Raw genomic sequence first — 18560 nt, 5'->3', positions numbered from 1 at the left:
AAAAGCAGGCAAAAAAAACCGGCCAACGGGCCGGCTTGTGCGGTGTGCGAGCCGGTTAGCTTACCCGGCTGCCCCACAGATCGTATTCATCGGCGTGTTCGATAAGCACCTGCACAACATCACCCACTTTGACGCTTGTTTCGCCGTTAAGGTAGACACTGCCATCGATTTCCGGTGCGTCGGCCATGCTGCGTCCAATCGCGCCTTCGTCATCCACTTCATCGATCAGCACGCGCAATGTGCGGCCGATTTTCTCCTGCAAGCGTTCTGCAGAGATACGCTGTTGCAGCGCCATAAAGCGGTGGAAACGGTCTTCTTTGATCGCGTCCGGCACTTGATCCGGCAGGGCGTTTGCCGTTGCGCCTTCTACCGGGCTGTATTGGAAGCAGCCCACGCGATCCAGCCGCGCTTCGCTCAGAAAATCGAGCAGCATTTGGAAATCGTCTTCGGTTTCACCGGGAAAGCCGACAATAAAAGTAGAACGCAGTGTCAGCTCGGGACAGATTGCACGCCACTGTTTGATGCGCTCCAGCGTACGTTCTACCGCACCGGGGCGTTTCATCAGCTTGAGAATTTTTGGGCTGGCGTGCTGTAACGGAATATCCAGATAGGGCAGGATCTTGCCCTCGGCCATCAACGGAATCACGTCATCCACATGTGGATAGGGGTAAACATAGTGCAACCGCACCCACACGCCCAGTGAGGCAAGCTGTTCACACAGACTGACCATGCTGGTTTTTACCGGTTGTCCGTTCCAAAACCCAGTGCGCTGCTTCACATCGGCACCGTAGGCCGAGGTATCCTGCGAAATCACCAGCAGCTCTTTCACACCGGCTTCGACCAGACGTTTGGCTTCATCCAGCACGCTACCAATGGGGCGGCTATCTAAATCGCCACGCATCGACGGAATGATGCAGAAGGTGCAGCGATGGTTGCAGCCTTCAGAAATTTTCAGATAGGCATAGTGCTTGGGGGTCAGTTTGACGCCCTGCGCCGGTACCAGACTGGTAAAGGGATCGTGCGCCGGTTTGGGAACATAATGATGCACATGCGCGATCACCTGCTCATAGCTGTGGGGCCCAGATATTTCCAGCACTTTTGGATGCACTTCGCGGATTTGGTTCTCTTTGGCACCGAGGCAACCGGTAACGATCACTTTGCCGTTTTCGTTCAGCGCTTCGCCAATGGCTTCCAGCGACTCTTGCACCGCGCTGTCGATAAAACCACAGGTATTGACGATAACCACTTCGGCGTCATCGTAGGTTGGCACAACCTGATAGCCCTCATTACGCAATTCGGTCAGGATACGCTCGGAATCGACCAGGTTTTTCGGGCAACCGAGACTGACAAACCCGACTTTCGGCGCGGCGGCAGGTGTTTTTGTGTGGGACATTCAACGTTACTCACTTTGCATCAATGGCGCGGGATTTTATAGCCAACCGACTTAAAAATGATTACATCCTATGCCCTGATATGCGGCAAAGAAGCATAGCTGGCTGTTATCAAAATAATGTCGCTTGGCTATAATGACAATACGACAAACATTATACATCTAAGTGTGGGGTTAATGCGAGAACGTGGCGACATGCGCTATAGCTAAACGACTTAATTTTGATTACATTATTTAAATGAGCTATTCAATTGATTTTAGACGTAAAGTGATATCTACACGGAAAAACGAAGGGTTGAGTATCCGAGAAACAGCGAAGCAATTTCGGATTGGCCCTGCCTCTGTATCGCGTTGGATTAATCAAATAGAGTCAAAAGCATCGACCACGCGTCAGCGAAAGATCGATAAATCCGAGTTGATAAAAGATGTTGAACAATATCCAGATGCTTACCAAAAAGAACGTGCAGAGCGTTTTGGCGTTTGTCAGAAGGCCATTTGGCAAGCGCTTAAAAAGCTGGGATTGACCTATAAAAAAAACTCTACGTCATCCGAAAGCCGACGAAAACGCCCGGCAGGGATTTCAACAAAAAAAACAACAGTATGAAAAAGAAGGTAAACCTATTGTTTTTATTGATGAAAGTGGTTTTTCACACGATGCCCCACGGACTCACGGCTATTCCCCAAAAGGTCAACGGTGTTTTGGCCTGAAGAACTGGGGAGCTAGGGGAAGAACAAATGTTATCGGCGCTTTATTAGGCACAACGCTGTTTGCTATCGGATTATTTGATATCAATATTAACAGCGATGTTTTCTATGCCTGGGTCACACAAGTCCTTATCCCAGTACTCCCTAAAAACAGTGTAATCATGATGGACAATGCCACTTTTCACAAAAAACATAATATTCAACAAGTCATCATCGATGCAGGGTATATGGTGGAGTATTTGCCTACATATTCGCCAGATCTTAACCCAATTGAGCATAAATGGGCACAAGCAAAAAGCAAAAAAAGAGAGATGGGTTGCGATACAGAGAGTTTGTTCTCAGTCCATATGGTGTAATCAAAATTAAGTCGCTTGGCTATATCTGGCGCGTGTTTTGCGTATTCTGGTCGCGCTAACGTCAAGAAAAGTAAAACGCCGCTGCTTTTTTTGCGTGCCGTGGCGGTGCTGCCTACAGTTAGTGAAATGCCTTGCCAAGGAGTCCTACCATGCTGTTTTCATTGACCCGCATCGTTACTGCTCTTGCTCGCGGTTTGCTGCTGCTTGTACTTACCGTTGCCACGCCGTTGCTGGCGGCGCAGCCTGCGGTGACCGAGTTACAAGATCAACTGAACCACCCTTGGTCACTGGTTTTTTTACCGGGAAATAACGGCATGCTGATCACCGAACGCGCCGGACAATTGCGGCACTGGCAGGAGGGAAAAGGGCTTTCCGCACCGATTGAGGGCGTACCGGCGGTATTCGCCAAATCTCAGGGGGGCTTGCTGGAGGTCGCTCTGGCTCCGGATTTTGCACAAAGCCGTCGTATTTATTTGAGTTTTGCTGAAGTGGGCGATGACGGTAACGCGGGCACTGCCGTGGGGTATGGGTGTTTATCTGAGGATTATCGCCATTTGGAGCAGTTCACCGTATTCTTCCGCCAACAGCCCAAACTCTCCACCGGCAATCACTTTGGCGGCAAGTTGGCTTTCGATAAAAACGGTATGCTGTTTATCGGCTTTGTTGAATAATTTAAGATACTGATTTATATAAGCATTATAAAATTTCAACGACTAATTTTTCCTCTCGGAATGCTTTTTATTGTGCTAACTATTTGATTTGTCGTTCTAACAAAATACATTCTCTGTAAATGCATTCTAACTAAAGAAGATGTAAATCAAACGGTTAAATTATTCAACAAAGCCCTGTTTATCTCGCTCGGTGAAAATAACCAACGCCCCACCGCGCAGGATCTGGATAAGCTGCAAGGGAAGCTTGTGCGGCTGACGGCGGAAGGCAACGTCCCAGTCGATAATCCTTTTGTGAACAAGGCCGGGGCGCGACCGGAAATATGGTCTTATGGGCACAGGAATCCGCAGGGGCTGGCCTTTAACCCGGTTACTGGAACGCTGTGGGAGCACGAACATGGTCCGCGCGGTGGTGATGAAATCAACTTTCCCGCCGCAGGAAAAAATTACGGTTGGCCGCTGGCGACACACGGTATCAACTACTCTGGGCTGAAAATTCAGGAAGCGAAGGGAACCCGCGTGCCGGGCATGGCCTATCCGGCGCACGTTTGGGAAAAATCGCCCGGTATAGCCAAGCGACATTATTTTGATAACAGCCAGCTATGCTTCTTTGCCGCATATCAGGGCATAGGATGTAATCATTTTTAAGTCGGTTGGCTATATCCGCGAAGTCAGGGTGGGGCCGGATGGTTACCTGTACCTGCTGACCGATGACAGCGATGGCAAATTACTACGTGTCGGGCTGCAATAACCGGCGCACATCCGTTAAAGAATGACGCCGAATAAATCGCATCAGGTTAACGGTAGCATGACCGTGTCGCGGAAGGCGGGGCGAGCGGTCAACTGCTGATACCAGCGTTCCAGATGTGGCAATGACGTGCGTACTATGTCCATGTTAAACCAGCCATAGGCGATACATCCCAGAGGAATATCGCCAATACCGAATGCCGACCCAGACAGCCAGGGTTGGCGGGAGAGCGCATCGTCAGCGATAGCCAGCAGGCGTTCGCACTCTGCTTTCTGTTTGGTAATCAGGGCAACATCACGCTGTTCAGGCGCAATGCGCACCAGGCCAATAAATACGGTGCCAAACGGTTCGGCCAACGATATTGACCAGTCCATCCACTTTTCTGCATTGGCGCGCTGACCATGATCGGCCAGATACAGGCTCTGCTGACCGTATTTGGCGGCCAGATAACGAACGATGGTGTTGGATTCCTACAACACCAGGTCATCGTCTTGCAGGCAGGGGATTAGCCCGTTGGGGTTCATGGCCAGATAATCCGTCTCGCGATTACGGCCAAACTGACCGCCTGCTGGAATGTGCTGATAACTCAACCCCAGTTCTGCGGCGAGCCAGCGGACTTTTTTGACATTACTCGAATTCTCTCGGCCCCCATAAAGTAAGCATGATAACCCTCTGATGACTAATGGGAGGACGCGCCTTGACGCCCCGGCAGCAACAGCAATTACCACTATACCGTTTTTTCAACAGCGCGGGAGATAAGAAAAGGGAATTATCGCCCTGATTAGGCTGTGTCCCTTAATTACGTAACCGGGCGTAAAACAAGCGGATGCAGCCCAGTTTCACCATTGCTAGATAGTTTCTTGCCGTTTTTTCATAACGTGTGGCAATCCGTCTATATTCCTTTAAACGGCCAAAACATCTTTCTACAACGTTGCGACGGCGATAAGCATCACGATAAAGTTGTGAGCGTCCATCTGAAGCCAGTTTTTCATTTGATGTTCGGGGAATAACCGCTCTTATCCCTTTTCTTTTCAACTCGTTACGGAGTGCATTGCCAGAGTAGGCTTTGTCAGCCAGTACCGCATGACCACGACGCTTCATGCTACCGTTCTGCCGTTGCACGCCAATGCCGTCCAGGAGTCGTAACGCGAACAGGCTTTCGTGAGCCTGCCCAGCACTCAGTACGATATTTAGCGGGATGCCGCTTCCGTCAGTCGCCATGTGGATTTTGGTGCCATAACCACCTCGTGAGCGACCCAGGCTGTTATCGTTGGTAATATAGGGATGTTTTTTTGAGCGCCAGCCGCACATTTGAGCGCACGGATATTGCTGCCATCCAGCGCAGTGGCTGACCAGTCAACAAGTCCATGAGCATCAAGAAGTGAAAGTAACTTATTAAAAATAATGTTAATAACTCCAGACTTTGACCATCTATTGAAACGGTTATAAACGGTTTTCCATGGGCCGTAACGTTCAGGTAAATCACGCCATGGGGCACCTGAACACAGTATCCAGAACATGCCGTTGACGATTTTGCGATGTTCTGCCCATGGCCGGCCTGCCTGCGGAGATGTCAAAACGGTTTGTAACAAGGGCTCAATGATTGCCCATGCTTCATCAGAAAGATCGTAGCGAGCCATAATCCAAAGTGTCTTAGAAACAGATGGATACTATAGCTCAAGCAATTAAGGGACACAGCCTATCATGCTGTTTTGATCCTGCCTTGCCTGTGTTAACGTGTCGCCGACATAAAGATATGCCAATTTAATATTTATCATCCCAAAGCGGATTTTTCATAATGCAGTACACAATATAAAACAGGGAAACCACAATGACTTTGACCCATCGTTTTCGCGCGTTGCTGGGCGCGGCGCTTCTTTCCGCACTGCTGTTTGTGGCGGGCACTTCCACGGCATTGGCCAGCACCGATCCGCAGACGCTGACGTTTGGTGTGGCACCCGGCCCTTATGGCGACATGGTAAATCAGACCATCAAACCGCAGCTCGAGAAAAAAGGCTACAAAGTGGTGGTACGTGAGTTTAGCGACTACGTGAGCCCAACCTGGCGCTGGCGAACGGCAGAATTGGTGCCAACCTGTTCCAGCACTCACTCTATCTGGAAAAGTTTGCAGCTGACAAATGCTTGAAGCTGGAGAAACTGATCATCGTGCCGACGGCGAGCATGGGGTTCTACTCTAAAAAATCCACTAGCTGGACGAGTTGAAAAAAGGCGATGTGATTACGCTGTCCAACGATGCAACCAATCTGGCACGCGGACTGCGTTTTTTGCAATCGATTGGGTTGATCACCATCAAACCGGAGCTTGATGCCACCAAGGCATCAGAAAAAGATATTGTTGATAACCCACGTGGTCTGGTATTCAAACCGCTGGAAGCAGCCCAACTGCCGCGTACGCTGGGTAGCGTAACCGCATCGTTGGTTAACGGTAACTTTGCGTTTGCCGCCGGACTGAAACTGTCTAGCGCGCTCAAGCTGGAAACGTTGGACGAAAACCTGAAAAACGTGATTGCCGTGCGCGCGGACGATATTGATAAACCGTTCGCCAAAGATATCAAAGCCGCAGTGGAATCCGAGGAGTATGCTGCTGCGATCAACGTACCGGGCAGCGTGTTCAGTGAATTCCAGAAGCCAGAATGGATGAAGGCGCGTGCCGCACAGTAAGTCGGTATAAGCTACTGCGACAGCGTGTTATTATCCCGGCCTTTGGCCGGGATAATATTTTTGGCCGGGATAAAACAGAGAATACGTGATGATAGAACTCAACGCGATTAGCGTGAATTTTTCACAGGGCAAAGCGGGCGCAACGGCGGCGGTGGATAACGTCAGTTTGCGTATCCAGCAGGGTGAAATTTTCGGTATTGTGGGCACCAGCGGTGCGGGAAAAAGTACCCTGTTGCGTACCATTAACCTGTTGCAACGCCCGACGAGCGGCAGTGTCACGGTGAATGGCGTCACGATCAGTGATTTAAGCGGCAGTGAACTGCGCCGTGCCCGTCAGGGCATTGGCATGATTTTTCAGCATTTCAACCTGATGCAAACGCGTACCGTGGCGGAAAACGTCGCGTTCAGTTTGAAAGCAGCGGGCAAATCTGCGCAGGAAATAGCCCAGCGCGTGCCTGAAATGCTAAGCCTTGTCGGATTGTCCGATAAGGCCGATGTTTATCCTTCCCGCCTGAGCGGTGGGCAGAAACAGCGCGTCGGTATTGCACGCGCGATTGCCAACCATCCCGAAGTGCTGCTGTGCGATGAGCCGACCTCGGCGCTCGATCTGGAAACCTCTGCCGCCATTCTGGTGCTGCTCAAAGAGATTAATCAGCGCCTGGGCATCACCATTGTGCTGATTTCTCATGAAATGAGCGTCATCAAAACCGTATGCGATCGCATGGCGGTGATGACGCAAGGCCGCGTAGTGGAAGAGGGGGATGTGTTCGATGTATTTGCTGCACCGCAACATCCGTTCACGCAACAACTGGTCTCCCACACGCTGAATCTGGAATTGCCCGCTCGTCTGAAAGAAGAGCTGCAAGGCACGTTGCTGAAAATTCTGTTTATCGGTGATTCCGCCGAGCAGCCCGTGTTATCTGATGTGGCGGTGCGTTATGGCATTTTGGTCAATATGTTGCACGGCAAGATTGAATATATCGGCAACCGTGCGTTAGGTATTCTGGTGGTGTTGCTGACCCACCCGACGGACAGCGAACAACTGGCCGCCGCTATCCATTATGTTCAGACCCGCACCGCGCGCGTGGAGGTGTTACATGGGTGATTTTTGGCTCGACCTGACCGTTGAGTTTGGCGAAACCTTTAAGATGGTCAGCATTGCAACGCTGTGCGCCATTGTCTGTGGCCTGCCTTTGGGCCTGCTGATTTTTGTCACCGACAGAAACCTGTTTTGGCAAAACCGGGCGGTGTATTTATCTAGCACCATTCTGGTCAACATAATCCGCTCTATCCCGTTTGTCATCCTGTTGGTGCTGCTGTTGCCGCTTAGCCAAATTCTGCTGGGCAACACCATCGGCCCGTTGGCGGCATCGGTGCCGATGTCGGTGGCTGCGATGGCGTTTTATGCGCGTCTGGTGGACAGCGCCCTGCGCGAAGTCGATCCCGGCATTGTCGAAGCAGCGGAAGCGTTTGGCGCCAGCCCAATGCGCATTATTGCGACCGTTCTGTTGCCGGAAGCCAAGGCGGGTTTGCTGCGCGGACTGACCATCACGCTGGTCAGCCTGATTGGCTACTCTGCGATGGCAGGTATAGCCAAGCGACATTATTTTGATAACAGCCAGCTATGCTTCTTTGCCGCATATCAGGGCATAGGATGTAATCATTTTTAAGTCGGTTGGCTATATTGTGGGCGGTGGTGGCGTCGGTGATTTAGCGATCCGCTTTGGTTATTACCGCTATGAAACGCAGGTGATGGTGGTGACCGTGGTGGCGCTGGTTATTCTGGTGCAAGTCGTGCAGATGCTGGGTGACTGGTTTGCCAAGCGCGCGGATAAACGCGCTCGTCGCTAACGGTCTGTTACCGGCGAGCGGTCCGTGCCGCTTGCCGGTTTTCCATTCCTTCCATGAGAAAACTCTCATAACGTATTTATAAATCAGCGTATTTTCTAGACGTTTGCATTTCTTTGAGTATCTTTACAGAGTAGGGCGTTTTAATGTCGGGCGGCGGACGGTAACGTCTATACCCGTCATACTTCAAGTTACAGGTGCGTTGGCTACGCGTGTTCACCCGAATCACTTACTTATGTAAGCTCATCGGGATTATCTCCCTTGTCTCCTGCCTGTAACTCGACGTATTTAGGGTACACAGCTTATTGCCATTCGTTGCAAAAAATATCGAAATCTGATCAGATTAACTGCACGACTTACGACATGGAGGACGCATGAACACTACGGCCCATTTCCCCCAGGCTCGATTTCCCAAGGCCGCATGCTCCCGCTTGATGCTATGCAGCGCAACGCTGCTGTGGCTGACGCTAACCCTAACCCCAAACGTACATGCCGAACAGGCACCTGCTGCACCGCAGATTGAGGCCAAAGCCTTTATTCTCATGGATTACCACAGTGGCGTGGTGCTGGCGGAACAGCGAGCGGATGAGCGACTGGATCCCGCGAGCCTGACGAAAATGATGGCAAGCTACGTTATCGGTCAGGCGATAAAAACGGAAAAAATTAAACCCGACGATCTGGTTACCGTCGGTAAAGATGCCTGGGCAACGGTTAACCCGGCGCTACGAGGATCGTCGCTGATGTTTCTGAAACCCGGCGATAAAATTCCGGTGTTGGAACTGAATAAAGGCATCGTTATTCAATCGGGCAACGATGCCAGCATTGCGTTGGCCGACTATGTGGCAGGCAGTCAGGATGCGTTTGTCAGCCTGATGAACAATTACGTCAAATCACTTAACCTCACCAATACCCATTTCCTCACCGTGCACGGATTGGATGCTGCTGGCCAATACAGTACGGCGCGTGATATGGCGCTGTTGGGGCAGGCGTTGATACGCGATGTACCGGAAGAGTACGCCCTACATAAAGAAAAAGAGTTCACTTTTAATAACATCAAACAGCCCAATCGCAACCGTTTGTTGTGGAGCAGCAACCTGAATGTTGATGGCATCAAAACCGGACATACCAACGGTGCCGGACATAATCTGGTGGCTTCCGCAACGGAAGGCAACATGCGGTTAATTTCTGTGGTACTGGGCGCACCGACGGATGCCATTCGTTTTCGCGATAGTGAAAAGCTGCTGACCTGGGGTTTCCGCTTCTTCGAAACGGTCACGCCGGTTCAGGCCAATACCACGTTTACCACCCAGCTTGTCTGGTACGGCGCGCGGAGTGAAGCGCGGTTAGGGGTTGCAGACGATGTCGCACTCACGGTGCCTAAAGGGCAAATGCGCAATCTGAAAGCCAGTTTTACGCTGACATCGCCACATTTACAGGCACCGTTGGCAAAAAATCAGGCCGTCGGTACTGTGGATTTCCAATTGGATGGCAAAGTGATCGCCCAGCGACCGCTGGTGGTGCTGGATGAGGTGCCTGAGGCCGGTTTGTTCGGGCGGCTGTGGGATGCCATTTGGTTAACCCTGACCAAGTGGTTTGGCGGTTGGTTTTAACAACCGGGATAGATCAGCATAATGCCGTTGTCGAGCGTGAAATCCTGATAGGTGACTTGCGGGGCGCAGTTGGTCACCAGCGTATCGAACTGCGTCAATGCGCCGATAGCGGCAGGCTGTATTCGGCCAAACTTGGGCTTTGTTGAATAATTTAACCGTTTGATTTACATCTTCTTTAGTTAGAATGCATTTACAGAGAATGTATTTTGTTAGAACGACAAATCAAATAGTTAGCACAATAAAAAGCATTCCGAGAGGAAAAATTAGTCGTTGAAATTTTATAATGCTTATATAAATCAGTATCTTAAATTATTCAACAAAGCCCCAAACTTGCTGCTGTCGGCCACCAGAATAGCGCGCTGCGATAGCGCCATCGCCCGGTGTTTGATATCCAGTTCGGCAAAATTAAAGCAGGTCGCCCCCCCGCTTGAGGTCGACCCCTGCCGCCGAGATAAAGGCTTTGTTGGTGCAGATCGGGTCCAGTTCGCTCTGCCGCGTCAGCGGCGTGAAAATGGCATTATCGGGGTGGAATTCTCCGCCGCATAAAATGACTTTGGCTGCGGGTTTGGCTTGCAGCGCCAGAAAGGTGTTCAGGGAATAGCAGACAGCGGTAAACGGCAGATCTTCGTCGATAGCATCAATAACAAAGGGCAGGGTGGTGCCACAGTCAAAAAAAACGGTATCACCCGCCTCGACCAGTTGCGCCGCCACACGTTTTTCCTGTACCTGCTGGTTCTGCTGATCGGACACAAAATAGTGACCGATAGCGCTGCTCTGCGGATCGTTAACCACATATCCGCCCAACAGAATCACACTGGCTGACGTGGCGTTCAGATCGCGGCGCACGGTCATTTAGGATACGCCTAGCAATTCTGCTGCTTGTTTCAAGTGCAGCCGATCGCCATTTTTCAATGCCTGAGTCAGTTTGTTAATCCGTGCTGCGCGCCGTGTTTCCATCGTGTGGTTATCCCCTGTGAGTCCGGCGTAAATAGTACCATCCAATAGAATCGGGTCGCAAAGAGAAGTCTGGTCGGTAAGAAAAGAAAATGCCCATCATTCTTGAACCTAAAAAGGCGGGAACGACGGGCTCCTCAATAAGGGGATTTCAAAGAAAAGCAGCGGCACTTATTCAGACGCTCTGCATGCGAAAAAGTTCGGTTTTATTTAAAGAATAGTGACAATTTTTTTTAACCCGCTTAAAACGGCAGTTCAGGCCAGATAATGACAATCAACGAACCGGCCAATGTCAGCAACACGTTGGCGATGGCATAAGTGCCCGCATAGCCGAGCGCCGGGATATTACTGCGTGCGGTATCGCTGATGATATCCATGGCGGGCGCACAGGTACGCGCGCCCATAATGGCGCCAAACAACAACGCTCGATTCATGCGTAGTACATAGGCACCAAACAGGAAACAGATAACTACCGGTATCAGGCTGATCGCTAGCCCGGCAAACAACATTTGTATCCCCACCGAGCCAAAACTGGTGCCGATGGTGCTGCCAGCGCTCAGCCCAACGCCTGCCATAAACACCATCAGACCGAATTCTTTTACCATATTCAGCGCCCCCTGCGGGATATAGCCAAAGGTCGGGTGGTTGGCGCGTAAGAAGCCCAGCATGATCCCGGCAAACAGCAACCCGGCTGCGCTGCCAATGGCAAAATTGAAGTTACGGAACTGGAAAGTGATAAGCCCGACCATGATGCCGATGATAAAGAAAGCGCAGAACGCGAGCAGGTCGGTAACCTGACTGTGGATGGAAATAAATCCGATGCGATCGGAGATGCTTTTCAACCGCCGGGCATCGCCGCTCACCTGTAGCACATCCCCTTTGTTCAGCACTACGCCGTCATCAATCGGCATTTCATTCTGGTTGCGCACGATGCGATTTAAAAAGCAGCCATGGTCGGTCAGTTTCAACTGGCTGAGGCGTTTGCCGACGCCGTTGTTGTTTTTGACCACAATTTCTTCGGTAACGATACGCATATCAAGCAGCTCGCGATCGAACACTTCTTTGCCGTCACGGAAATTGGAGTTGAGGCGTGCATTGGCATCGGGATAACCCACCAGCGCAATTTCATCGCCCAGTTGCAAGGTTGCATCCCCATCGGGCGTGGCGAGAATGCCGTTACGGCGCAAACGCTCAATGGAGCAGCCGGTTTGCCGGTAAATGCCCAGTTCGCGCAGGTTTTCCCGTCAGCCCAGGCCACCAGCTCTGGCCCGACGCGATAAGCACGGATAATAGGCAGATACACTTTACGTTGGCTGTCAGGGGCAAGACCGCGTTCACGCGCGATTTGTTGCGCTCTGGTTGGCAGATCCTGATTTTGCAGTTTTGGCAGGTAGCGTGCGCCAAAGATCAAGCTCACCAACCCGACCAGATAGGTAAGCGCATAGCCAAGGCTCAGGTGATCCAACTCGACGCTGAGCTGTGGATTGACGCTGTTGGCATTGCGCAGCGCATCGCATCGCCCGCCCCGACCAGCAAGGGTGTTGAGGTCATTGCACCAGCCAGCATGCCTGCCGTCAGCCCTATATCCCAGCCGAAAAGCTTACCCAACAGCAGTGCCAGCACCAACGATGAACTGAACAACACTAAGAACCTATCCCAAAAGGAATTGTCAGTTAATAAGTAATGGCAATTTCTGAGGGAAGTATGGCAAGCAATAAGTGGCAGATCAGCGATGAACTCTGGGGGAAAATGGTTCCGTTGCTCGCGGAACACAAAACCCACCATCCGCTGGGTACGCATCGCAGGCGGGTTGATAATCGTGCCGCAATGAACGCCATTCTCTTTGTGCTCAGAACGGGTTGCCAGTGGAATGCCCTGAATGCCACCGGGATATGCTCGTCAAGCTCCGCTCACCGCCGCTTCCAGGAGTGGCGGGATGCAGGAGTTTTTGAACGGTTCTGGCAGAACGGGTTGCTGGCCTGCGAGCAGCTGGATGCTATCGACTGGTCATTGCTGTCGATGGATGGTTGTATGACGAAGTCACCGCTGGCAGGCTCAAAAAAACAGGACGGAATCCCACAGACCGGGGGAAATAGGGTGTAAAGCGTAGCCTGATGACCGATGCGAACGGGCTTCCCCTCTCTCTGGTTGTCTCAGGGGCAAATACCCACGACATAAAGCTGGTTGCTGATACTCTCGACGCCCTTCTGTAGTGGCATACTGAATTTGGCCACCTAAGTAGAGGTGATATGCTTACCTCATAATTTTTATAGGTGCCAAAATGAGTAAAATAATTACTGCTGAATTTAAATGTGAAACCGCCAAATTAGTCCTTGACCAAAATTATACCTAACAGGAAGCCGCGAAAGCCATGAACGTCAGTCTTTCAGCGATTAGCCGGTGGGTAAGAGCCCTTCGTTTAGAACGTCAAGGGAAAACATCGCCTGGTCTGCCATTAAAACCTGAACAAATTGAGTTCAGAGAAATGAAGAAAAAAATCCACCGACTGGAAATGGAGAATGCCATCTTAAAAAAGGCTACTGCGCTCTTAATGTCCGACTCACTGAAAAATTCTCGGTAGTTGAAAAGCTAAGAGCGCTTTATCCAGTGAAAGCGTTGTGTCGTATTTTTAATGTTCACCGAAGCAGTTATCGCTATTGGTGTCGACCTAAGGAGCCAGATATTGAGCGGACGATAAAACGTAGCCTGGTCAGCGAAGCGTGGAACGTTAGTGGCGGGTCTGCGGGCGCAAGGACTATCGCCACGATGGTTACCAATACACACGACGTGAAACTTGGGCGGTGGTTAGCGGGTAAGTTGATGAAAGAATTAACCCTCGTTAGTTGCCAAACAAGAAAACATCAATACAACCGCGGTGGAAATGAACGTATTGATAGGCTTTGTTGAATAATTTAAAATACTGATTTAAATGGGTATTATAAAATTTTAACGACTAAATTTTACTACCGTAATGCTTTTTATTGTGCTAACTATTTGATTTATCGCTCTAACAAAATACATTTTCTGTACATGCATCCCACCTAAAGAAGTTGTAAATCAAAACGTTAAATTATTCAACAAAGCCGTATTGATATTCCAAATCTGCTCAATAGGCAGTTTGCTGTTACCAAGCCTGACCAGGTTTGGTGCGGCGATGTAACCTATATTTGGACAGGCGACCGATGGGCGTATCTGGCGGTGGTATTAGATTTATTTGCCCGAAAACCCGTGGGTTGGGCAATGTCGTTTTCGCCAGATTCAGAATTAACAGCCAAAGCACTACAAATGGCTTGGGAACTGCGTGGGCATCCCAAACAGGTCATGTTTCATAGTGACCAAGGAAGCCATTACACCAGTCGTCAGTATAGGCAGGCATTGTGGCGTTATCAGATGACCCAAAGTATGAGTCGCAGAGGAAATTGTTGGGATAATAGTCCGATGGAGCGATTCTTCCGTAGTCTGAAGACTGAATGGGTGCCAACGACTGGCTACCAAAGCTTTAGTACTGCTCAATCATCCATTATTCGCTACATAACCCATTATTATAGCGATGTCAGACCTCACTGGTATAACGGTGGGTTAACACCAAATGAATCAGAACGGCTGTTCCATCAACAGTCAGGTAGGGTGGCCAAATTTAGTTGACCACTACAATGGGGGCACAGGTATCGGAAGGCAAGTTGAAAACCATCCTTGATTATATCGAGGTGGGTAAGCAGTAAGGCGCACGGATCCTGACAGGTGGGCGGCGCAAAGCGTTGTCGGACTCACTGACGCAGGGCTATTATCTGGAGCCGACCGTGTTGTTCGGAAAGAACAGCATGCGCGTGTTTCAGGAGGAAATTTTTGGTCCGGTACTCGCGGTCACCACGTTTAAAACCATGGATGATGCGCTGGAGATCGCCAACGATACCCACTATGGATTGGGCGCTGGGGTGTGGATCCGTAATAGCAACATCGCCTATCGTATGGGGCGCGGTATTCAGGCGGGGCGCGTGTGGACCAAGTGCTATAGCCAAGCGACTTAATTTTGATTACACCATATGGACTGAGAACAAACTCTCTGTATCGCAACCCATCTCTCTTTTTTTGCTTTTTGCTTGTGCCCATTTATGCTCAATTGGGTTAAGATCTGGCGAATATGTAGGCAAATACTCCACCATATACCCTGCATCGATGATGACTTGTTGAATATTATGTTTTTTGTGAAAAGTGGCATTGTCCATCATGATTACACTGTTTTTAGGGAGTACTGGGATAAGGACTTGTGTGACCCAGGCATAGAAAACATCGCTGTTAATATTGATATCAAATAATCCGATAGCAAACAGCGTTGTGCCTAATAAAGCGCCGATAACATTTGTTCTTCCCCTAGCTCCCCAGTTCTTCAGGCCAAAACACCGTTGACCTTTTGGGGAATAGCCGTGAGTCCGTGGGGTATCGTGTGAAAAACCACTTTCATCAATAAAAACAATAGGTTTACCTTCTTTTTCATACTGTTGTTTTTTTTGTTGAAATCCCTGCCGGGCGTTTTCGTCGGCTTTCGGATGACGTAGAGTTTTTTTTATAGGTCAATCCCAGCTTTTTAAGCGCTTGCCAAATGGCCTTCTGACAAACGCCAAAACGCTCTGCACGTTCTTTTTGGTAAGCATCGGCTTTGTTGAATAATTTAACCGTTTGATTTACATCTTCTTTAGTTAGAATGCATTTACAGAGAATGTATTTTGTTAGAACGACAAATCAAATAGTTAGCACAATAAAAAGCATTCCGAGAGGAAAAATTAGTCGTTGAAATTTTATAATGCTTATATAAATCAGTATCTTAAATTATTCAACAAAGCCGGTTTTCGGCATTGTACCTGTAACGTTTTCCCCGATGAGGAAGTTGCTGATATAGCTCTCCGCCAGCCTGCCTCTCCTGCAGGATATAGCGATATAGCGTATTCTTGCTGACAGATATACCGAATTCCAGGTGCAAACGGCCACTGATGATTTCAGGTGAAGAGTGAGTGGAAAGCGCCTGCCTGATGAAGTTCTGAATGTGTGGCTCCAACGGGTAAAAAGCATTGTTTGGCAGAGGCTTATGACGGCGTTCCCGGACCAGAGTGTCCGCCCTTCTACAGCAGTAGACACCATTGAAAGTAGGGTCGGTATTGCGTCTGAGTTCCCTGCTGATGGTCGAGCGAGGCAGAGCAAGCTCTCTGGCGATGGTAGCTTGGTTGACACCTTCACCACGCCGCTTTTCGATGTAGAACCGTTCTTTCTGAGTCAGATGTTTTCCCTGCATGCAACAGGCTCTCCAGTATGGCCAGAACGGTGATTTTATCCGACTCTGGCAAGTGGGTCACTTTGTTGCGTTTCGAGTGGGAATGGGGCTAGGCCCTAAGGCCAGGGCGAAATAGTTTTTACCGTCACGAAAAAAAATAGAGAAAAAATTGGGTCCCGCTTCGATTCCAACGCAAAAAATAAACAGCATAAAACCAAGATTCAGCGCATCGGTATTTATAGCAAAGTGTTGCTGCCCTAATAATAACGACACCACTAAAACACCAATAGAATTACCCAGTTGAACGCTGCCTAGCCGTATTTTCCCTAGGCATAGCCCCAACGCAAGCACCACAAATAACAGCAGTATGTAATTCCCGTTTAACAACTCAGCGACGTTTATATTCATGGCCTGTAACGTGTTGTTTACTAGTAATCTCTTGATATTAATGAAGGTAAGGGCTAAATTTATTGCCATTCACTCAGAATACTCACTGTAGGGCAATAGTGGAACAGGGCGTGAAGAATCCGGCAAGGAAAATGCGTGATTCGGCACAGGTGCCACCCGTTTTCTGAAAATAAATTGCCCGACGCGTAGCAAGAGTGCTGCCATTTTAGTTGGGTGTTTGTGTTACAGCCAGCCTTTATTTTATAAAAAATGATGCCGCCTTGCTTGTTGTTATATCAGGGATATTCCGATGTTGTTCCGATTAAATACGCCTCACTCGACCTCGTCTTGCGACGTGGGTGTGGGGCAAAGAGAGGCGAATATTGGAAGCAATAAGGGGTGGGTCGGTGCAACCTGCTGTTTTTTGTTGTTTACCGTGGTGTTTTTGAGTCAAAAAATGGATGTCTTTTCCGCAACGGAAACGGGATTTCGGGGAGAACCTGGAATGCTGTTATTTTTGTTGCCCGGCATTGTAGCCAGCGGTTTATCGGCGCGTGGTCGTTTGCGTTATCCCTTTCTTGGCGCACTGATGGCCATGCCGCTGTGCCTGATTATTCTGCACTTTTGGCGCACGCCGATGAACGCGTTCTGGCAGGAACTGGCCTACGTGATGAGTGCGGTGTTCTGGAGTCTGATGGGAGCGTTGGGCTTTTTGTTCGTCTATGTGTCGTGCCAGCGGTATTTTCGCTAAAGATAAAAACACCAAAGGCGCAGAGTGCGCCTTTGGTTAGAGTGTTGTCGAGGCGTTGCCGTTTTACTGAAACAGGTTCAGATTCGCTTTGGCATAGGCTTCGAAATCGGTGCAACCGCCGATGTGTTTTTCGTCCAAAAAGATCTGCGGAACCGTCTCAACGGGCTTACCCACGGTTTTAGACAGGTCATCTTTAGTGATCCCTTCTGCGTTAATATCAACGTAGCGGAAACTGAAGTCGTGACGTTGTTCAGTCAGTTTTTCTGCCAGCGCTTTGGCGCGAACACAGTAAGGGCAGCCAGGGCGGCCAAAAATAACAGCAAACATGTTAACTCCTTATCAAAACAAAAGGCTGTAAACGATAGTGTTCTCGTCGTTCTGTATGGGTACTATGCCCCCATCCGCTATGAAAAAAAACAGTAAATTCCTGTTACATTAATATGTAATGGCTATCAAGCCGCATAACATACGCTGAGCAGCATTGGTCAGTTGCGACGGCTGGCTTATACTGCCTGTTAAGCGCCTGGCTATCTGGTTCACAGAGTAACCCCCGCGATCTTCAGGACATACCATCATAAGGACACGAAGTGTGACGCCAACTATCGAATTGTTGCAAAACCACCGCTCCATTCGTGCTTTTAGCACACAGCCTATTGCGACGGAAGCGCGCAACGCCATTATTGCCGCTGCCCAGAGCGCATCCAGCTCGAGTTTTTTACAATGCAGCTCCATTATTCGCATTATAGCCAACCGACTTAAAAATGATTACATCCTATGCCCTGATATGCGGCAAAGAAGCATAGCTGGCTGTTATCAAAATAATGTCGCTTGGCTATACCTATCCCACGCTGCGCCAGACGTTAGCCCATTACAGTGGCGATCAGCAGCATGTGGCCGATGCTGCCGAGTTTTGGGTGTTTTGCGCCGATTTCCATCGTCACTTGGACATTTTTCCGCAGGCGCAAATCGGGATGGCTGAGCAATTGTTGCTGGGATGCGTGGATACGGCGCTAATGGGGCAGAACGCACTGATCGCGGCGGCTGGGCGGCGTGTTCATTGGCGGTATTCGTAATCAAATTGCCGATGTCACCACGCTGTTGTCGTTACCACAGCAGGTGCTGCCGCTGTTTGGCCTCTGTCTGGGCTACCCTGCGGCGACGCCTGCCCCATTCCCACTCGAAACGCAACAAAGTGA

11 protein-coding genes and 14 pseudogenes are annotated in these 18560 nt (G+C 49.8%); 15 read left to right on the top strand and 10 right to left on the bottom strand.

What is annotated here, in order from left to right; translation table 11 throughout:
• Positions 1-55: 55 nt before the first annotated feature.
• A complete protein-coding gene (gene rimO, locus ACQGXV_RS33715; RefSeq protein ID WP_440864434.1) occupies positions 56-1393 on the bottom strand; it encodes a 30S ribosomal protein S12 methylthiotransferase RimO in 1338 nt (445 codons plus the stop codon).
• A gap of 235 nt (positions 1394-1628) precedes the next feature.
• Here rimO and ACQGXV_RS33710 point away from each other — a divergent pair, with 235 nt between their 5' ends.
• From ACQGXV_RS33710 to ACQGXV_RS33690, 5 genes and pseudogenes are all read left to right on the top strand, one after another.
• Positions 1629-1994 carry an IS630 transposase-related protein gene (locus tag ACQGXV_RS33710; protein ID WP_440862584.1) on the top strand — a complete coding sequence of 122 codons (366 nt, stop codon included), beginning with the start codon at positions 1629-1631 and terminating at the stop codon, positions 1992-1994.
• Positions 1918-2451, top strand: coding sequence for an IS630 family transposase (locus tag ACQGXV_RS33705; protein WP_440862665.1), 534 nt, complete (start codon positions 1918-1920; stop codon positions 2449-2451). The genes ACQGXV_RS33710 and ACQGXV_RS33705 overlap by 77 nt, the downstream gene beginning before the upstream one ends.
• Positions 2452-2600: 149 nt before the next feature.
• A pseudogene (locus ACQGXV_RS33700) lies at positions 2601-3107 on the top strand (PQQ-dependent sugar dehydrogenase); the annotation flags it as partial.
• A gap of 186 nt (positions 3108-3293) precedes the next feature.
• Positions 3294-3693: pseudogene (locus ACQGXV_RS33695) on the top strand (PQQ-dependent sugar dehydrogenase); the annotation flags it as partial.
• 87 nt (positions 3694-3780) lie between these two features.
• Positions 3781-3870, top strand: a pseudogene (locus ACQGXV_RS33690) (PQQ-dependent sugar dehydrogenase); the annotation flags it as partial.
• 41 nt (positions 3871-3911) lie between these two features.
• Here the strand turns inward: ACQGXV_RS33690 and ACQGXV_RS33685 are convergent.
• Positions 3912-4530: pseudogene (locus tag ACQGXV_RS33685) on the bottom strand (glutathione S-transferase family protein).
• A 132-nt stretch (positions 4531-4662) separates the two neighbouring features.
• A protein-coding gene (locus ACQGXV_RS33680; protein ID WP_440864433.1) for an IS5 family transposase occupies positions 4663-5507 on the bottom strand; the annotation gives its coding sequence in 2 pieces (ribosomal slippage) (positions 4663-5162 and positions 5162-5507; 846 coding nt in all).
• 191 nt (positions 5508-5698) lie between these two features.
• Here ACQGXV_RS33680 and ACQGXV_RS33675 point away from each other — a divergent pair.
• From ACQGXV_RS33675 to ACQGXV_RS33660, 4 genes and pseudogenes are all read left to right on the top strand, one after another.
• Positions 5699-6548: pseudogene (locus ACQGXV_RS33675) on the top strand (MetQ/NlpA family ABC transporter substrate-binding protein).
• Positions 6549-6636: 88 nt separating this feature from the next.
• Positions 6637-7653 (top strand): methionine ABC transporter ATP-binding protein, encoded by a 1017-nt coding sequence (locus tag ACQGXV_RS33670; RefSeq protein WP_440867785.1) that lies wholly within the window; start codon positions 6637-6639, stop codon positions 7651-7653.
• Positions 7646-8399: pseudogene (locus tag ACQGXV_RS33665) on the top strand (methionine ABC transporter permease). Before ACQGXV_RS33670 ends, ACQGXV_RS33665 begins: the two are co-directional and overlap by 8 nt.
• A 431-nt stretch (positions 8400-8830) precedes the next feature.
• Positions 8831-10006 (top strand): serine hydrolase, encoded by a 1176-nt coding sequence (locus ACQGXV_RS33660; protein WP_440867784.1) that lies wholly within the window; start codon positions 8831-8833, stop codon positions 10004-10006.
• Between the two features lie 317 nt (positions 10007-10323).
• On the opposite strand, the pseudogene deoR reads toward ACQGXV_RS33660, so the two are convergent.
• Both deoR and ACQGXV_RS33650 read right to left on the bottom strand, forming a co-directional pair.
• A pseudogene (deoR, locus tag ACQGXV_RS33655) lies at positions 10324-10963 on the bottom strand (DNA-binding transcriptional repressor DeoR); the annotation flags it as partial.
• Positions 10964-11202: 239 nt separating this feature from the next.
• Positions 11203-12607: pseudogene (locus ACQGXV_RS33650) on the bottom strand (aspartate:alanine antiporter); the annotation flags it as partial.
• A gap of 57 nt (positions 12608-12664) precedes the next feature.
• Here ACQGXV_RS33650 and ACQGXV_RS33645 point away from each other — a divergent pair.
• The 4 pseudogenes from ACQGXV_RS33645 to ACQGXV_RS33630 all read left to right on the top strand — a co-directional run.
• A pseudogene (locus tag ACQGXV_RS33645) lies at positions 12665-13167 on the top strand (IS5 family transposase); the annotation flags it as partial.
• 74 nt (positions 13168-13241) lie between these two features.
• Positions 13242-13846, top strand: a pseudogene (locus tag ACQGXV_RS33640) (transposase); the annotation flags it as partial.
• Between the two features lie 192 nt (positions 13847-14038).
• A pseudogene (locus ACQGXV_RS33635) lies at positions 14039-14605 on the top strand (IS3 family transposase); the annotation flags it as partial.
• 2 nt (positions 14606-14607) lie between these two features.
• Positions 14608-14973, top strand: a pseudogene (locus ACQGXV_RS33630) (aldehyde dehydrogenase family protein); the annotation flags it as partial.
• Positions 14974-14994: 21 nt separating this feature from the next.
• Here the strand turns inward: ACQGXV_RS33630 and ACQGXV_RS33625 are convergent.
• The 4 genes and pseudogenes from ACQGXV_RS33625 to ACQGXV_RS33610 form a co-directional block, all read right to left on the bottom strand.
• Positions 14995-15528 carry an IS630 family transposase gene (locus ACQGXV_RS33625; RefSeq protein ID WP_440867179.1) on the bottom strand — a complete coding sequence of 178 codons (534 nt, stop codon included), beginning with the start codon at positions 15526-15528 and terminating at the stop codon, positions 14995-14997.
• Complete coding sequence (locus ACQGXV_RS33620; protein WP_440867783.1) at positions 15452-15664, bottom strand: IS630 transposase-related protein; 213 nt, start codon at positions 15662-15664, stop codon at positions 15452-15454. The genes ACQGXV_RS33625 and ACQGXV_RS33620 overlap by 77 nt, the downstream gene beginning before the upstream one ends.
• A 127-nt stretch (positions 15665-15791) precedes the next feature.
• On the bottom strand, positions 15792-16247 hold the full coding sequence (locus ACQGXV_RS33615; protein ID WP_440864432.1) for a transposase: 456 nt from the start codon (positions 16245-16247) through the stop codon (positions 15792-15794).
• Between the two features lie 96 nt (positions 16248-16343).
• Positions 16344-16634, bottom strand: a pseudogene (locus tag ACQGXV_RS33610) (aspartate:alanine antiporter); the annotation flags it as partial.
• 361 nt (positions 16635-16995) lie between these two features.
• On the opposite strand from ACQGXV_RS33610, the gene ACQGXV_RS33605 reads away from it, so the two are divergent.
• Entirely contained in the window at positions 16996-17364 is a 369-nt protein-coding gene (locus tag ACQGXV_RS33605) for an inner membrane protein YbjM (RefSeq protein WP_440867782.1), read from the top strand.
• Between the two features lie 63 nt (positions 17365-17427).
• Here ACQGXV_RS33605 and ACQGXV_RS33600 read toward each other — a convergent pair whose 3' ends face one another.
• On the bottom strand, positions 17428-17691 hold the full coding sequence (locus ACQGXV_RS33600) for a GrxA family glutaredoxin (protein WP_440864431.1): 264 nt from the start codon (positions 17689-17691) through the stop codon (positions 17428-17430).
• Between the two features lie 262 nt (positions 17692-17953).
• Here ACQGXV_RS33600 and ACQGXV_RS33595 point away from each other — a divergent pair.
• Positions 17954-18528, top strand: a pseudogene (locus ACQGXV_RS33595) (nitroreductase family protein); the annotation flags it as partial.
• Positions 18529-18560: the final 32 nt, after the last annotated feature.

The organism is Symbiopectobacterium purcellii (genome assembly GCF_052050035.1).
GTDB classification, from domain to species: domain Bacteria; phylum Pseudomonadota; class Gammaproteobacteria; order Enterobacterales; family Enterobacteriaceae; genus Symbiopectobacterium; species Symbiopectobacterium purcellii_A.
This window is presented reverse-complemented; position numbering and strand designations above follow the sequence as displayed.

What these genes read in the sequence shown, in the direction of transcription:
- ACQGXV_RS33615 (WP_440864432.1), bottom strand. Translation starts at nt 16,247, where the DNA reads ATGCAGGGAAAACATCTGACTCAGAAAGAACGGTTCTACATCGAAAAG.
- ACQGXV_RS33670 (WP_440867785.1), top strand. Translation starts at nt 6,637, where the DNA reads ATGATAGAACTCAACGCGATTAGCGTGAATTTTTCACAGGGCAAAGCG.
- ACQGXV_RS33660 (WP_440867784.1), top strand. Translation starts at nt 8,831, where the DNA reads ATGCTATGCAGCGCAACGCTGCTGTGGCTGACGCTAACCCTAACCCCA.
- ACQGXV_RS33710 (WP_440862584.1), top strand. Translation starts at nt 1,629, where the DNA reads ATGAGCTATTCAATTGATTTTAGACGTAAAGTGATATCTACACGGAAA.
- rimO (WP_440864434.1), bottom strand. Translation starts at nt 1,393, where the DNA reads ATGTCCCACACAAAAACACCTGCCGCCGCGCCGAAAGTCGGGTTTGTC.
- ACQGXV_RS33600 (WP_440864431.1), bottom strand. Translation starts at nt 17,691, where the DNA reads ATGTTTGCTGTTATTTTTGGCCGCCCTGGCTGCCCTTACTGTGTTCGC.